A 16305-nucleotide genomic window follows, 5' to 3' on the forward strand; every position below is an offset into this window, starting at 1 on the left:
TGTGCGAAAGGTGTGGGGTTCGTGGGGTGGGGTGGTGGCGGGGTGGTGTGGGCTGGGGGTTTGCGGGGTTCGCCCGGTCGGTGGGTTTGGCGGGGGTTGTTCGGGATTGCTGACGGGTGGGCGTGTATCCAGGGGGTGTCTGCGGCGGGGTTGTGATGTCGGGGGGTGGGCCGGGTGGCTGGGTTGAGGGTGGTGGGTTCGGCTGGGGACACGGGTGGGGGCGGGGGTGGGGTGGAGGGGTTGGAGGGGGAGTTGGTGGACCGGTTTGTGCTGGCTGGGATGGGGGCGGGGTTCACGGACCGGTCGGTGTCGGATGACCGGAAGACGGTGTTGGAGTTTGCGGGGTGTGTGGGGCGGAGTCTGTGGTCGGTGGGGCCGTCGGATGTGGACGGATGGCTGGCGGGGTTGCGGGAGCGGGGGCTGGCGAGGGCGACGGTGTATGACCGGGCGAATACCCTGTCCCGTTTCTACGCGTTCGTCATGACCCGGTATCAGAGCGAGGTGTATGCGCGGACGGGGTGTGTGGTGGTGCAGCCGGTCGATGAGTTCAACCGGCCCCGCTCGTGTGATTACGGGCAGGCGCGGGTGCCGCCGTCGGTGGCGGAGGTGACCGCGCTGTTCGATGCGTGGCGTGCCGGGGTGCCACGGGTGCGGGAGTATCTGCCGGCGGTGCGCAACTATGTGGTGGCGTCGTTGTGGCGGCGGGCGGGGCTGCGGATCAACGAGTCGGTGATGCTGGATGTTGCTGACTGGCGGCCGGACTTGGGGGGTTTCGGCAAGCTGCACGTCAGGTTCGGCAAGGGCAGTGCGGGGCGGGGGCCCAAGCCGCGGCTGGTGCCGGGCATCGACGGGGTGGACCGGCTGCTGGGGTGGTGGCTTGCAGAGATCCGCCCGCGGTTCGGTGATGACCTCACGGCGCGGGGTGCGCCGTTGTTTCCCAGCGAGCGCCGGCTGCCGGACGGCCGGAGCGGGCGGGTGGGGGTGTGGTGTCTGCGGGCGGCACTGCGGGAGGCGGTGGCCTGCCATCTGCCGGCCTGGACGGGCCGGCTGACCCCGCACGGGCTGCGGCATTTCTGCGCGTCGTCGCTGTATGAGCGGGGTGTGGACTTGAAAGTCCAGGAGCTGCTCGGGCATGAGTGGCTGGTGACCACGACCCGCTACGTCCATGTGCGCAGCGGGCACATCGAGCAGGCGTGGGTGCAGGCGAATACGCGGGTCGCTGACCGCCTGGGCCTCACCGGCACCGACCCCCACCCCGGCACCGGCACCGACCCCCACCCCGGCACCGGCACCGACCCCCACCCCGGCACCCACAGCGACCCCCACTCCGGTACTGACCCCGGTGCTGCTGGTGCTGGTGCCGGTGCCGGAAGCGGGGTGCGGGCGGCTGGCCGTGTGGCCCCCACCGGCACCGACCCCGGTACCGGCACCGCCCGCGCCCCCGGTGCCGGCGCCTGGGGCGGGGTGGGGGTGGGGGAGTGATGCGGTGGGAGTTGAAGCAGTGTGCTCTTCAGCGCGGTATCACCACGGCCGCCAGGCTGCGCCGTGTCCTGGCCGCTCATGGTCTGGCGGTCAGCGCGGGGAAGATGTCCGGTCTGTGGTCGGGTATCCCTGTCACGATCCGGCTGGATGACCTGGAGGTCATCTGCACCGCGCTGGCCTGCCGGCCTTCCGATGTCCTGGTGCCGGAAGGAAGCCCGGCTGTGCCTGCGGCGTGGCCTGCGAGCGGCCCGCCGGGCTCCGCGGAGCATGCCGCAAGTGGCCTGCCAGACCCTGCGGGGCATGCCGTGAGTGGCGTGCCGGGCGGGCTGGAAGCGGCTGGCACCCGGCTGTCGCGTGTGCCGTCGGGTGCAGGTCGGGCGGGCCGGCTGGTGCCGCCGCTGTGAGCACGAGCCGGGTCAGACACAAGGTGGGCAGCCGGGCGCGGTGCGGGGTGTGCTGGGCGCGGCCGCCGGTGACAGGACAGGTGGAATTCTGCTTCACCTGCTGGCCCGGCGGCCCGGTGATCCCGCCGCCGTGTCTGCGGTGCGGCTCGCGCCGTCTGTACTGGGCGTCGGGCCTGTGTGAGCGCTGTCATCCGGATGCGCTGCCGCCGCCGGATTCCTGCCGTAACTGCTCAGGTTGGGGCGCCACCCGCGGCCAAGGCTGGCGGTGCAAGGGCTGTAAGTCCTGGTGCCGTAAGTATCCCCGCACCGGTGCGTGTTCGGTCTGTGCGCATTCCTCCTGCCTCGATACCGAGGGGGTGTGCCGGCTGTGCCGCAAGCAGGCCGCCCGCATCCGCCGCGACGACCCCGCGGTGTCCTGGCAGGAGATCCGGGCCGGCGGGCAGCAGCTGTTCATCACCGACTTCTTCCGCAACGCCACCCCCGCCCGCAGGCCTGCCCCCACCCCCACGGCCCCTCTTGCACCGCCCGAGTATCACCAGCCGGCCCTGTTCGACCTGCCCCGTACGCTGCGCCACCGCGACCACACCGCAGGGCTTGCCGATCACGCGGAGCCGCATCTCGCGGCCTGGGTAGGCCAGTTCACCGACCGGCGGGCGGCCCGTTACGGCTGGAGCCGACAGCTGACCAAACGGGTGCACACCGGCGTCAATCTCCTGCTCGGCTTCCTCACCGCCCCCGGCGCCCGCCTCACCCCGGCCGACACCGCGGTCCTGGCAGAGGTCCCCCACCTCCCCCATGTCCACATCACAGGCATCCTCGAGGAAGCCGGCCTCCTCGAGCGCGAACCAGGCTGCGCGGCGACCGCCTGGGCCCAGGCATCCATCGCCCCCCTGCCGGCCGCGATGCGCGCACCGGTTGAGGTGTGGCTGGCGGTGATGCGGGACGGCAGCACCCAGCTGCCGCGCCGCCGGCCGCGCACCACGACGACCCTGCGCCTGCACCTGTCGTGGGCGCTGCCCGCTCTGCTGCACTGGGCAAACACCGGCACCACCACGCTGTGCGCGGTCACCGACCACGACGTCCGCGCCGTGCTGCCGCCCTCCGGTGTGGAGCGCCACCGCATGCTGCAGGGCCTGCGCTCCCTCTTCAGGATCCTCAAGGCCCGCCGTCTGGTCTTCACCGATCCCACCGAGCAGATCCCCACCGCGGCCCCGTTTCCCACCATCCCGCTGCCCCTGGAGGCGGAAACCATCCGCCAGGCCCTCGACTCCGACGACCCGGCCTGCGCCCTGCTGTGCGCGCTGACCGCCTTCCACGGCCTGCAGGTCAAGCATCTGCGGCAGCTGCAATTGACCGACCTCAGCGACGACCGCATCACCGTTGACGGCCGGGCCATCGTGCTCGCCGCCCCCGTGCGTGAACGGCTGGCCACCTACCTCACCCACCGCCACAGCCGCTGGCCCGCAACCGCCAACCCCCACCTGTTCATCCACTACCGCTCCGCGACCGGCACAGCCAGCGTCGGCAGCCCCTGGATCTACCGGCATCTGGGCCCAGACCTCAGCACCCGCGCGCTGCGCAATGACCGCATCCTCAACGAGGCCCTGGCCACCGGCGGCGACGCCAAGCACATCAGCGAAATGTTCGGCCTGAGCATCCACGCCGCCCAGCGCTACACGGCCGTCCTGGACCACCCCGGCCTCAACACCCCGGACCTCCACCAGCCCCCACCGTGACAGACCCCCTGCGACGCCGGCCGGCGCCGGCGCGGCACCGGCCGATGCCGCAAGGAGCCGTACCCGAAGCCCATCCCGGTGAGGCCGGCTCAGACCGTCACCACCAGCCCGCCCCGGGCGGACTGCACCGGATACGCCACTGGCCCCCCTTCCCTGTTGGAAGGGGGGCCAGTGGCTTGGTAGCGGGGGCGGGATTTGAACCTGCGGTGTATTGACTGAACTAAAGCTCGCGTTTTCGCAGGTCAGAGGGCCTTCTGTTACGTTCAGGCGGTGAGTGGATCAAGGACCCGTGAACGGGATCTGAAGAACTTCGTGTTGCCCGAGATCGGCCGCCTGGAGGCAACGGAGGACGAGTGGGAGCCGTACCGGCTCATCGACCCTGAAGGGCAGCGTGTCGAGCCGGTCGCGACCTATTTCAAGGACCTGCTCGCCGCTGACAGCCCTGCCACCACGTTGTACTCGTACGGCAACGACCTGTTGCGGTGGTGGCGGTTCCTCTGGGCAGAGGGCCTCGAGTGGGACCGCGCACTACGGGAAGACGCGCGGGACTTCACGCTGTGGATGCAGCTGGCGGACAAGCCAGCTCGCGTGCACTGGAGGCACCGCGGCAAGGACCTGGCCGAGATACCCACGCCCATGCCTCGGGCTGGCCGGCTTGCGCCTGGGACACCGAATCCGGTTACCGGGAAACTGTCCATCGGGAAGAAGTACGCGCCTACCACCCGGGCTCACTTCGAGAGCGTCCTGCGGACCTTCTACGACTTCCACCTCGATCTCAGCAGCGGCCAGTTGCTCGTCAACCCGTTCCCGTTGGATCGCACGCGCCGCAACGGACGCCCGAACGCTCACCGTAACCCGGCAGACGGTGTCAAGCGTGAGAGGGCCGGCCGCTACCGGCCGACGGTTCCCAAGCGGATCCCCCGACGCATCCCGGACGACAAGTACACCGAGGTCTTCGCCGGCCTCCGCTCCCACCGAGACCGTGCCCTGCTAGCCTTCTGGGTCGCCAGCGGCGCCCGCGCCAGCGAACTGCTGAGCTCGACCCAACGCGACGCCCTCCCCGGCCAGCAGGTGATCGGCGTGATCCGCAAAGGAACCCGGGACTACCAGCAACTGCCCGCATCTCCGGACGCGTTCGTCTGGCTCCGGCTCTACCAGGAGGAAGCCTGGCGCAAGGGGGTCCCACGGGGCCGCAACCAGCCCCTGTGGTGGACTCTGCGACGCCCCTGGCGACCGCTGAACTACCACGCTGCTCGCGCCATGTTCACGCGGACGGTCGAGCTCCTCGGCGCCAACTGGACGCTGCACGACCTGCGGCACACCGCCACCTACCGCATGGCCGAGGATCCCGAGATGTCGCTGGTCTACGTCCAGCACATCCTCGGACACAAGGATCAGAGCACGCTGCAGAAGTACCTCCGCCCGACCCGGGACGAAGTCATTTCGGCAGGTCTGGCCCACCACGCCCGACAAGAGGCGCGAAAGGCTACCCCGCCCCCGGCACCTCCGGCCCCCGCCTACAACGAGGACTCGCTGAGCACGCTCTTCGGAGGTCTGGTCGTATGACCATGACCGTGCTCGCGGCGCCGACCACTCCCCGCAGGCTCGCCGGCGCCGAGGCAGCCGCGCTCTTGGAGAAAATCCCCCCGCGCGAGAAGGCCGCGTCCTGGCCCATGACCGAGGCCGACAGTGAGTACATCCTTGCCACGCTCCAGCGGCCGCCATTCCGAGTGAAGGACAGAGCCCAGGTCACCCGCATGGTGGGGGCCCGGATCATCCTGTCCTGGCTTCAGACCTTCCCCGGATCTACCTGGCAGGCGTGTTGGGACGCCAGCCCTGCGGCGCAATCTCCAACTGGCTGGCACAGGGCCGTCATTGACTGGGCGGCCACCATCGGTCGAAAGCCGACAACGGCCTGCCTCGCTTCCGGGACCCTGGCCTTGATCTGCGTGGACGTCATCCGCCCCACCATGGAATGGCTGGCTGCCAGCACATCGGGCGCCCTCCGGCCGGCCCTTGGAGCGACCCGAGACCCCGACGGGTTCGCCCGCCTGGAAGCCCAGCTGCCCGAGGCCATCCGGTCCACCCGTCATGCCTCCGCGGCCCTCCAAGGTGTCGCACGCCTGCTCGCTGCTTTCGGCGGCCTCGTCGAGGACATCGTCGTCGGTGATCTCCTCGCTCTATTGCAGGCGACCGACCATGACGCGGCCCGAGGCGTTCGCATCGCCTACACAGCCCTGCGCGAGCTCGGCCCGTTCCCGCCGGACGCCCCAGCAACCCTCCTGCGGCTGCAGACCCGCACCGGTCAGGTGACGCCGGCGGCTCTCGTCGATCGCTACGACCTGCGCTGCCGCCCGGTCCGTGGTCTTCTCGTCGACTACCTCACCGAACGCCAACCCTCGCTCGATCACAACTCCTTGATCAATCTGGCGGCAGCTCTGGCCAAGAACTTCTGGGCCGACCTTGAGCGCCACAACGAAGGCATCGGCTCACTCCACCTGCACCCGGAGGTCGCGGCGGCATGGAAAGCCCGCGTCAACGTTGTCACTCGCCGCAAGCGGATGCCGGACGGCCAAGTTGTCGAGACCACCACACCGCGCTCCAGCGCGCCGGCGATCAAGACTCTCGTCCGCGCCTTCTATCTGGACATCGCTCAGTGGGCTTTGGACGAACCCGCCCGCTGGGGCCCATGGGCAGCACCCTGCCCCATCACCGAAGCTGACTGCTCCGACAAGAAGACAAAGCAGCGGCAGAAGACCACCTCAGACCAGCGGACACGGGAAAGGCTCCCCGTCCTGCACGCGCTCATCCGCGTCGCCGACCGCCGACTCAAAGAAGCCCGGGCCCGCCTGGACGCGCTCCACGCCGCTGCTCTCGGGTCCCAGTTCACCGTGCTGGGGGAATCCTTCACCGCCCCGAAGACCACTTCCCGAGCCGGTCTCACCGGACAGGCCTGCGACGCCTCCGGACGGCGCCGGGACCTTGAGGCCGAAGAGAAACGAGCCTTCTGGGGTTGGGCCACTATCGAAATCCTCCGCCACACAGGCATCCGCATCGAAGAGCTTCTCGAACTCGGCCATCACAGCATCATCCGCTACAAGCTTCCCAGCACCGGAGAGTTCGTCCCCCTCCTTCAAATCGCACCGTCGAAAACCGACCAAGAGCGCCTGCTGCTGGTCACTCCCGAACTGGCCGATGTCCTCAGCGCCGTTGTCACGCGAGTACGCGGCAACAACGGAGTCATCCCTTCGGTTCCCAGCTACGACCTCCACGAGAAGGTCTGGAATGATCCCATGCCGCTTCTCTACCAGTGGAGCATCTCAGGAGAAAGGCGGCCCATCTCACACAACACGGTCCGCGACGCCCTGAACGACGTGCTGCTGGCGACTGGTCTGGCCGACGCCACCGGAAAGCCACTGAAATTCCAACCTCACGACTTTCGACGCATCTTCATCACGGACGCGATCCTGAACGGGCTTCCGCCACACATCGCCCAGGTCATCGCGGGTCACAGCAACATCAACACGACTATGGGCTATAACGCTGTCTACCCGGCCAAGGCCATCGAAGCACACCGAGCCTTCATTGCCCGACGACGCAGCCTCCGCCCCCGCAAGGAATACAGTGCGGTCACCTCCGAAGAATGGCAGGAGTTCCTGACCCAGTTCGAACGCCGCAAGCTGGCGCTCGGATCATGCGGGCGAGCCTACGGGACCGACTGCATTCATGAACACGCTTGTGTCCGCTGCCCAGTCCTGATCGTGGATCCGTACGAGAGGGGGCGACTGGTCGAGATCCGCGATAATCTGAACGATCGGATCGCGGAAGCAGAAAGGGAGGGCTGGCTCGGGGAAGTCGAAGGTCTCTCGGTGAGCCGCGATGCCGCGGAAGAAAAGCTCGAACAGCTGGATGCACGACAGAAGAAGAAGGACTCCCCGATATTCTTGGGTGTTCCCAGCTTCAGCCAGATCGCCGCTCGTGCTGAGCCACACCTTCATGGGCCATGAGACGACCCCGAGCAGGTGGGTTGATCGGTCCGCGAGTCTTGATCGCTAACCAGCAGGTGACATCCACTCAGACGGACAACTGACAACCCACAACACCGTCAGAGCCATCCTTGCGAAAACCATTGGTGCCCGGCTTGCTCCGCTGATGGACTGACGTCCTACCGCGAGTCTGCCGCGTGACGGAGGTAGTGATTGTGACAGGTTATGACGTGCTCGCCGAGGTGTACGAATGGCTCATCTCGGATGCAAAGTTGCCTCCAGCCGAGTTCGCTGCGTCGTTCGACGACGTCCTCAATCTCCTGCCGTCGAATGCTCACGTCCTCGACTGTTCGTGCGGAACCGGACAGTTGGCGGTTGGCCTCGCCGGTCGTGGCATGCAGGTTGTCGCAACTGACGCCAGCGAGGCGATGGTTCGTCGGACTGCAGAGTTGTCGGAGGAGTTCGGGGCATCCGTCCGGACCGTACGGGCGAACTGGGAAGAGTTGCCCGACCATTTCCAGGACAACACGTTCGACATGGTGTTCTGCGTTGGCAACTCGCTTCACCATGCCGCGGGCGCGACAGGCCGGGGTGCTGCTCTGGAGTCGATGTCACGGCTTCTTCGCCCGGGAGGGCGCTTGGTGCTCACATCCCGGACTTGGGAACTCGTGAGGGCCAGAGGTTCCCGGCTGGACATCTGGGACCGACTCGTCCGCCGGAACGGTCGCGATGCCGCCGTAATTTACCGCTGGGAGATTGCGCCGCATTGGGAGGATGAGCACCATATCGAGATTGCGATCGCCCAAGTTGATGCGACTGGGCCGGTTCTTGTCCGCTCGGAACTGCTGTCCTGCTGGCCCTACCGGTACGAGGAACTCGAAGTCGAGCTGCACCGGGTCGGACTCCAGACGGAACTGAGCACGTTCGATCTTGAGGCCGAGAACTACATGGTGGTCGCGAGCAAGGTATAAACACCGGTCGCGCTGACCGACTGAGCTCGTGCTCGGCAGTGTCCGCACTTACCACGAGGAAGCCGGGCGAACGCGAGGAGATCATGCGAAATCATCGATCATAGGGCATGAGCCTGTCATACACCGCCGACAGGCTCACCCCAGCACTATTGCCCTGTTGATACCGCAGCCCAGGGGCATACCAGACGGAGCATGAGGCATCAGCCCTTCATGACACCGTGAGTTCAGCCTCAGTAGTTCAGAGAAGACCTCTGGGTTATGAGCCCAGCGAGCTACCGAGCTGCTCCACCCCGCGTCGGTACACCCAGCGTATGCCATCCGGGAAGCGGCTGCAGGGATTTACCCGCGCCCCGGTGTAGGTCCCAGGGCTGCGTTAGCAGTGTCGGTCAATCTCTAGCAGTCGGCTAGCAATCTTCCGACGCGCGTTAGCAACGCCTGGCGACGTGCGACCTGGGCGCTCGGGTCACGGCTGGGGTGGTCGCAAGGCGCCGGCGATGACGGTGGTCACCATCTTGCGGACGGCGGCGGTCTGCGGCGGGGCGCTCGTCCGGTCGGCGAACAGCAGGTGCCCGGCCCCGACGAGGGTGGGGGTGAGTGTGTCGATGTCTGCGTCACCGGCCAGGCGCCCCAACTCCCGCTCAGCGGTGAGGTATGCGGCGATCATGGCAGTGCCTTGCACGGCCAGCGGGATACCGGTCAGACCGGCCTCGCGCAGCCGGGGGCGAAGGCCGTCGCGGAAGGTGATGAGCGCAACGATCGCCACCGTGACCGGACCGAACAGGTCCTGCAGCGCGTCGGTGAGGTTGTCCACCACGCTCCCGGTCCCGGCGGCCGCGCGCAGAGTCGTGGTGCGGTCCTCGATGCCGCGGACGCGATCGAGGACCAGTTCCGCCAGGAAAGCGGACACGGCGGCCGCGGCCTCTTGCCGGGCCGACGCCGACGCGCCGCCCCTGGGGCCGCTGCAGGGTGAACGAGCGCCGGGCGCCGGCCGGTACCGGCGCCCGGCAGGCCGCACGAGGCTGGGCACATCCCAGAGCTGATCCGACCACTCCAGCAGGATCTGCACGGCCTTCTCCTGACTGATGTGCTCGTCGAGGTCGAGGAGCGATCGTTGGTCAGCACCGAAGGTCCGAGGCTCTGCACAGCCGTGTTGCTATATTCCGGTGGCCAACGGGGTGATCACAGGGGGCACACATGAACGCGGTCCGACGTACGGTGTGTGCCGTTGCGGTGAGCCTGGCGCTGGGCGTTACGGCTGCGTGTGGGGGGTCTGGGGCGAAGGTCCACTCCGTGGCGTCGCAGGCCGCCAGGGCGCCGAAGGCCAACGCTGCGAGCCTCGACCCCAGGGTGCAGGCCGTGGTCCTGAGCGAGAAGCAGCTCCACGTGGTCGCCTTCTCCGACACAGACTTCCCGCTGCTGAGACGCGCGCCGAGATACGACCGCACAGGTGTGACGAGCATCAGGTACAAGGCGGATGCGGGCGGCCCCGAGTGCACGACCTTCCTCAACGCCCAATTCCTGAGCGGCTCCTACTATCACGGGCTGCACGAGGTCGACCGGGGATACACCCTCACCACTACTGACCGTCCGGTCCAGTTGGAGAGCATGGTGGTCAGCTACCCCAGTGCCAGAGAAGCTGAGCGAGTCGTCGACGACACCCGGACCTCGGTCAAACACTGCTCCAACCTTCACTACCGGCTCAACAACTACTCCTTCTCCTTCAAGGAGGTAGTCAATATGCCGATCCCGCGAACAGGCGACGACTCCACTGCGTTCCAGGGGTCGTGGAGCCTGCAGGGCCGCAAGGCCGAGCCATGGGCTACGGAACTGATCCGGGTGGGCACCGTCGTGGTAAGCGTAAACGCGACGAGTAGTCCCGACCCGTTCAGGCTGCTCCAGCTAACGGGGAAGCAGGCGGCAGCCGAGCTTCGCCACGAAGAGGTTCTCGCCGCAGATGCGAAAGGCACATGATCCGCCGGACAGGCCCCAGCAATCTTCCGGGAACGTCCCACCCTGCCGCCCCGGTGCACCCTGACCCACCGATTTTCCTTGCCCACCGGGCCCTGCTTCGGAGAGCGGGATGCCAGGATGTCCGGGTGGTCAGCGCTGAAGAGTGGATTCGAATCCGTCGCGGCCTGCGGTTCGGACAACGGTTCCGAGGGACGGTGACGGCAGTCCCGAGGCCGGGCGCGACCGGGATATTCGTCGACATCGGTCTTCCGGTCGGAGGGTTCGTCGATGTTCTGCTTCTGCCGCAGGACGCAGAACGCTGGCCAGGCGAAGGAACCGAGGCCGAATTCGAGGTCTGGTGGGCCGACCAGCGACAGCAAGTGCGACTCAAGCCAGTTGACCCGCAGTTCCTGCGTGACGACTTCGCCCGTTGGCAGGCGGACCGGCGGCCCGGTTGGCCAGAAGACGTGCCGGTGGACAAGGCATGGGTCGATGCGACGGCGACGTAACTACGGACAACTGGCGTGATCGAGGAGACACTGCGCGCAGCAGGCTGGCGGCCGGGACGGCACGTCGCGATCGACCACTGGCGCAAGACGCTCGAGAAGACCGGCCTGGTCCGCATGCACGATGCCGCTGAAGCCTTCTTGGCCCAGTTCGGTGGCCTGGACGTCCAGATCAGCGGCCCCGGGATCACCTGCGCCAAGACCCCCTTCAACTTCCACCCGGACAACCTGATCGGCGAGGAAGACCGCTTCGCCGACTGGAGTCACACCATCGGGCGCACCATCTTCCCCCTCGGCGAACTCGATGAGGGCAGATTCTTCCTCGGCATCGACGAGAACAGCGAGATCTACCTGGTCGAAACCTGGCTGGCCACGTTCGGCGACGCCCAGGAAGCGCTGGAGAAGCTCATCCTGGGCATCGGCCCGGAGCGGATCGAGACCACCGACTGAACAGCCCCAGCCGGACCGGGCTTCGCTCCGACGATGCTTCCGGCGAGTCTCAGCAGGACCTCCTGCTAACGAAGCGACCGAACCTACTCCCGGCGCGGTTGCGTGGAAAGCTGCTGACGCGTAGGGCCCGGCTACCCGTCCGTATGGTGTTCGAGACCTGCTGTGAGTGGAGAGGATCGGGTTCATGACGACAGCAGTGCGCTACGGCTTGACGTGGACCGACCCCGACGGCGCCGTCCAGGCGTCCGCCGGCGTCTTCGACAAGCAGGCCGCCATCCGGCGCCAACGCGCCCTCAAGGCCGCCGGATGCACGCACGTGAAGGTCGTGAAGGTACACGTTGGCGAGCTTCCCCAACCCGCCCTCTGACCACGCGCACAGCTGACAACTGTTCGGCATGACCATGGCCCGCTGCAACCCACCAGGCAATGGCCCAGGGCGCCCCACGAGAGAGGGCCCGCTGTCGGTGCACAACGGGCCCTCTGAAAGCCGCAGAAGAGCGCGGGGGACGGGCATCAACTGCGCCTCCTGTGCAACGCCGGCAGACTCTGCGAGGTCACGCTCACCAGCGCATGCCCAACTCATCCAGAGCCGTGTCCAGGATCGGCTTTTGTGATCGGTTCGCGGATAGCTGAGCTGGGCTGATCAGTTATGGCGTCCGGCTGGGTGAACCGCTCCGGGATCGGTGGAGGCTCCGGACTGTCCCAGAGCGGTTCACTACGTACGGGATTACGTGATTTCCCTGAAGCGTCCCGCTTGGTCGCCTGCCACCCTTGTTCCGTCCCGACTGTCGTGTGGAGGTGACTTGGAACAACCGTGGGGGTTGAGCGGTCCGCAGTTCCTGGGCGTGTACGGCATCGCTTTGGGCGTGTCGATACTGGTGGCCGCCCTCGTGCGGCTCCTGGTCCGAGGGCGCCGGTCAAGGCCTGTGGGGCCGGTGGACGTCTATACGTACGCCAGGGTGTGTCGGTTCGAGGCGGGTGTGGTGGACACGGCGGTGTACGCCCTGATCGACAGCGGGCGGCTGCGTGTCGACGGGGACCACAGGATCAGCGTCTGCGGTCAGGCGCCCGAGGAACCCGTCCAGGCCTCGGTGCTCGAAGTGTTCGGCACAGACGAGCGTCTCACCCTGGCAGAGGTGCGCCGGCGGGCGTCGAAGGCGCAGCCGGTACGCCGCACACGTCTCGTCGCCATCGCCGACGGCGTACGGCTGACGCGTGGCCGCTCCCTGGCCTCGCGGCTTGTTCTTTTGCTGCCCATGGCCGTCTTCGGAGTCGGCATCGCCCGCTTGGTCAACGGCGTCCGGCTGGGGCGGCCGGTCGGCTTCCTGGTCCTGTGCCTTTTGCTGACACCGGTGCTGATCCTCGTGGCGGTGCCGTTCCACGACGAGACCACCCGGGCCTCGGAGCGCTTGAGCTGGGCCCGCTGGGATATGGGGCAGGAGCCACGAAGGTACGTACGCCGCGTCTACGGCGCCACTGCGATCGCGGTGCCTGAATCTGTCATGCACTTCGCCCGCGCAGGCGGATGGGGACTCGAGGACGCGTCACTGCGCGAGGCACTGTTCGGGCCGACCGTATCGACCTCCCACTCGTCCTCCGGCTCAGACGGCGGAGGCGGTGGCGGTGGCTGCGGTGGAGGGGGTGGCTGCGGTGGCGGATGCGGAGGATGAACACGCAAGGCAGATCCACTCGGGCCTCGATCCACCGATGCGGTTTCCGAATGATCTCCGAGGGTTTTCGGGGTGGGGCGCGTTCGCCACGCTCACCAGCGCATGCCGAGGTGGTCGAGGTCGGCGCGCCGTTCTGGGCTCAACTTCGCGGCTCTCCTGCGGGTGTTGTCGAGGAAGGCCCCCAGCTTGATCTCCTCGCCGTCAACCACTTCCACGTGCTTGCGTGCCGGGCGGAGGTGTCCTTCGCGGGCGTGGAACTGGCGGGCGGCGGCGAGGTTGATGGCCCACCGTTCGTCCTGTGAGCGCGGGCCTGGTCGCGCTCCTTGGGCGTCGTCGGGATCGACGCCGAGGGTCTCCAGCAAGTAGGCCTGCGCCGGCGTCAGCTGCGGCCAGGCGGCCTTCTGCCCAGCGACCCATGCGCCGAGGTCTTCGCCCTGGACGATGAGTTGGCCTGCCGCAGTGGGCAGTGCGCCGCCGGCGCGCAGGTGGGTGAGGGTGAGCCGGTAGCTGCGCTGCCAGGCAATGTCCCAGGCCGGGCACCATCCGGGGTCGATGTCCGCCAGGGCCTCCAGGCGGCTTTCTGACAGTTCCCCGGCGCTCGGCACGCCCACTTCTCCAGCCTCGCGCCGGGCGGCGTTCTGGTACGTCTTACGGGCCGCTGCGCGCTGGTTCTTCGCCCACACCCCGATCGGGAAGTCGTCCCAGACGACGGAGGCGGCGGGCAGGAAGTGCCCGTGCGTGGCCGCGTAGGAGCGTGCCACGGCGAGGCCGGTCTCCCACGCGCTCGCCTGCACCGACCACACCATGCCCAACGCTTCCAGCTCGGCTACGCGCGATGCCTCCAGCACACCTGCCGCGTAATACCGGCGCTGGTCGGCCACCCACACGCCCAGCGGATACCCGCCGATCGCGGGCCAGTCCTCGGGGGTGACGTACGTGTACGGCACCGTGAGTTCCCGCGAGCCGGTCTCCCGCCGCCACCTCGTGGCGGCTTCGATCCCACGCCGCCAGTAGGCGCCTTCGGGGTCGATGACCCGTAGCCGTACGAACTGGGTGAGCGCGGCCGGGTCGCGTTCTTCGCTGAACCGCAGTACGCCCGCGGCCTCCATACCCACCCGCATGCCGGCGTCCAGGCCGTCGTCCTCGAAGTCCTCCGCCCCGTTCCGCAACTCGCCGCTCTCCTCGGCCTGTTCACCCTCCTGGGCACCCCAGGGCCGACCACTGCGCATCCGCGGGTCGGCGAGGGCCTCGATGGTCTCGGAGTCGTGCGCCCGGAGAGCTCCGAGGACCTTCGCGAGGGTGTTGTAGGCGTCCGAGGTGAGCAATTCGTTCGGATCTTCATCCGGCCCGAGGAACACGGGAACGATCAGCGTGGCAATCTTCCCGGCCCCGGGCTCCATACGCAGAGCACGCCCGACCATTTGCACGATATCGACCATCGACCCACGTGCGTCCGCGAAAAGCACCGCATCACAATTCGCAGTGTCCACGCCTTCCCCCAAAACCCGCACGGAGGACAACACCCGCAATTTCGCGGGCACATCCCGCCCCTCGAACTCTTTTCCGCCAAGGAAGTCGGAGGCGAACTCCTCCAGCACCTGACGACGCCGGGCGGGCGGGTGCTCTCCGTAGAGCCAGTCCGCCCACACCTGCTCCGCCGGCGGGAAGGTATCGGGAGCGTCAGCAGCAAGCCGGCCCGCGACGGCCGGCAGCGCGGCCGCCATCGCCTCCGCTTCAACCACCCGACTGTGGAAGGACAGCACCCGCCGCACCCGCTCCTCGACCGCGGCCCGCATCAACCCGGCCTGCACCGCCGCCAACCGGGCCCCACGCACTACGTCGGAGCCGGCCGCGATCGTCTCCGTGGTGGTCAGTGCGGCGTGCAGCTCGGGGTCGCGGATGTCGAGGCACAGCACCTGATAGGGCGCCACCAGCCCCAGCCGGATCGCCTCGGACAGCTTCAACTTGTAGGCCACCGGCCCGAAGACGGGGGAGTGCTCGTCCATGGAGGCCACCAGCCGCGGGCGATCCCCCTCGGCCTCCCACACCCGCGCCGTCGCCGTCATATACAACCGCCGCACCGCCGGCACCTGCGCCTGGTCATGCACCGCCGCCCACGGCCTGCCCGCATCCCCACTCGTGCGGTGCGCCTCATCCACCACCATCAAGTCCCACACCGGCAACCCCGCCGCATGCGCCCGCTGCACCGTGCCCATGCCGACGGAGGCGTACGTCGCGAACACCGTGACCATCTCCGGCCCGGCCGTCCACGCCACCAGCTCGTCCGGATCGGTCGTGCACGGCACCCCCTGGCTGTCCGCCCCCCGAAGCGAGCACACCCCGACCATCGCCCCGTGCCGGCCACCGGCCCGCCACGCGGCAGCCATCTGCAGCAGCAGATCCAACGTCGGCACCAACACCAGCACCCTGCGCGCGGACAGACGGTTCGCCACCTCCACACCAATCAGAGTCTTCCCGGACCCAGTGGCGGCGATGACCTGAGCCCTCAGACCCTCAGGAGGAATTCCCATCCCCGGCTGCTCCGAAAGACTCCGAAGCACCGAATCCACCGCCTCAACCTGATGCGGACGAAGACTCATATGCGCCATTCCACACCCAATTTCATGCACCAATTACGGCACACCATGAGAGGATTTCAGTACCCGGCCATGAGCAGGGGAGTAACTCAGCTATTATCCCAGAATTTATCCGGCTAAGTAAAGTGACGCATACGAGCTGTCAAGATGGTGGAAAGTGTTCGATCCTGAGGTTCGTGCAGTCACAGTTGACGGAGTGTCAAATTAACAGGAACGCCAGACTTCTCAGGACCGCGCCCAGGGGGACCTGCACCATCTGACACCCCGCCACCATCCCTGTAGATGCGCGCTTTTTGGCGGAAGTGGGGCGCGGAGCGCACCGGTTCCGCCCGGGGGCCGGCGGAGCCGGATCCCCGCAGAGGATCGCGGAGCGATCCGGTGGCCGGAACGGAGTTCCGGCCCTTCCGCGCGAAGCGCGGAATCCGCCGCGTAGCGGCGGCGCGTCGTGTCTGCGGAGCAGACCGCGCGCACCCGCGGTCCACGCCCGTCCGTCCAGCAGCGCGAGCAGACACGCGGCCCGTGTCTCGTCGGCGATCAGCCCGGCGAGCCCGGC

The 16305-nt window shown here is 67.8% G+C and carries 12 protein-coding genes and 1 pseudogene; 11 read left to right on the forward strand and 2 right to left on the reverse strand.

Annotated elements, in window-relative coordinates; genetic code table 11:
• Positions 1–480: 480 nt before the first annotated feature.
• The 6 genes from ABZZ74_RS49325 (at position 481) to ABZZ74_RS49350 (ending at position 8579) form a co-directional block, all read left to right on the forward strand.
• On the forward strand, positions 481–1482 hold the full coding sequence (locus ABZZ74_RS49325) for a tyrosine-type recombinase/integrase (protein ID WP_356950675.1): 1002 nt from the start codon (positions 481–483) through the stop codon (positions 1480–1482).
• Positions 1482–1886 carry a helix-turn-helix transcriptional regulator gene (locus tag ABZZ74_RS49330; RefSeq protein WP_356950676.1) on the forward strand — a complete coding sequence of 135 codons (405 nt, stop codon included), beginning with the start codon at positions 1482–1484 and terminating at the stop codon, positions 1884–1886. Before ABZZ74_RS49325 ends, ABZZ74_RS49330 begins: the two co-directional genes overlap by 1 nt.
• A gap of 356 nt (positions 1887–2242) precedes the next feature.
• The gene (locus tag ABZZ74_RS49335; RefSeq protein ID WP_356950677.1) at positions 2243–3622 is read left to right on the forward strand and encodes a hypothetical protein; all 1380 of its coding nucleotides are present in this window, start codon (positions 2243–2245) and stop codon (positions 3620–3622) included.
• Between the two features lie 270 nt (positions 3623–3892).
• Entirely contained in the window at positions 3893–5188 is a 1296-nt protein-coding gene (locus ABZZ74_RS49340) for a site-specific integrase (RefSeq protein WP_356950678.1), read from the forward strand.
• Entirely contained in the window at positions 5185–7629 is a 2445-nt protein-coding gene (locus ABZZ74_RS49345; RefSeq protein WP_356950679.1) for a site-specific integrase, read from the forward strand. The genes ABZZ74_RS49340 and ABZZ74_RS49345 overlap by 4 nt, the downstream gene beginning before the upstream one ends.
• Before the next feature lie 194 nt (positions 7630–7823).
• Positions 7824–8579 carry a class I SAM-dependent methyltransferase gene (locus ABZZ74_RS49350; RefSeq protein WP_356950686.1) on the forward strand — a complete coding sequence of 252 codons (756 nt, stop codon included), beginning with the start codon at positions 7824–7826 and terminating at the stop codon, positions 8577–8579.
• A gap of 463 nt (positions 8580–9042) precedes the next feature.
• On the opposite strand, the pseudogene ABZZ74_RS49355 reads toward ABZZ74_RS49350, so the two are convergent.
• Positions 9043–9480, reverse strand: a pseudogene (locus tag ABZZ74_RS49355) (TetR/AcrR family transcriptional regulator); the annotation flags it as partial.
• 389 nt (positions 9481–9869) lie between these two features.
• Between ABZZ74_RS49355 and ABZZ74_RS49360 the strand changes: the two are divergent.
• The 5 genes from ABZZ74_RS49360 (at position 9870) to ABZZ74_RS49380 (ending at position 13155) form a co-directional block, all read left to right on the forward strand.
• Complete coding sequence (locus ABZZ74_RS49360) at positions 9870–10550, forward strand: sensor domain-containing protein (RefSeq protein ID WP_356950680.1); 681 nt, start codon at positions 9870–9872, stop codon at positions 10548–10550.
• 125 nt (positions 10551–10675) lie between these two features.
• Positions 10676–11038: a hypothetical protein gene (locus ABZZ74_RS49365; protein ID WP_356950681.1), complete on the forward strand. Its 363-nt coding sequence runs from the start codon at positions 10676–10678 to the stop codon at positions 11036–11038.
• A gap of 15 nt (positions 11039–11053) precedes the next feature.
• A complete protein-coding gene (locus ABZZ74_RS49370; RefSeq protein WP_356950682.1) occupies positions 11054–11485 on the forward strand; it encodes an SUKH-3 domain-containing protein in 432 nt (143 codons plus the stop codon).
• A gap of 184 nt (positions 11486–11669) precedes the next feature.
• On the forward strand, positions 11670–11852 hold the full coding sequence (locus ABZZ74_RS49375) for a hypothetical protein (RefSeq protein ID WP_356950683.1): 183 nt from the start codon (positions 11670–11672) through the stop codon (positions 11850–11852).
• A 436-nt stretch (positions 11853–12288) separates the two neighbouring features.
• Positions 12289–13155: a TIGR04222 domain-containing membrane protein gene (locus tag ABZZ74_RS49380; RefSeq protein ID WP_356950684.1), complete on the forward strand. Its 867-nt coding sequence runs from the start codon at positions 12289–12291 to the stop codon at positions 13153–13155.
• A 92-nt stretch (positions 13156–13247) separates the two neighbouring features.
• Here the strand turns inward: ABZZ74_RS49380 and ABZZ74_RS49385 are convergent, their stop codons facing one another.
• Positions 13248–15764 carry a Helicase associated domain protein gene (locus tag ABZZ74_RS49385; protein WP_356950685.1) on the reverse strand — a complete coding sequence of 839 codons (2517 nt, stop codon included), beginning with the start codon at positions 15762–15764 and terminating at the stop codon, positions 13248–13250.
• Positions 15765–16305 lie beyond the last annotated feature (541 nt).

The organism is Streptomyces sp. NPDC006476, assembly GCF_040612015.1.
GTDB classification, from domain to species: Bacteria; Actinomycetota; Actinomycetes; order Streptomycetales; family Streptomycetaceae; genus Streptomyces; species Streptomyces griseorubiginosus_B.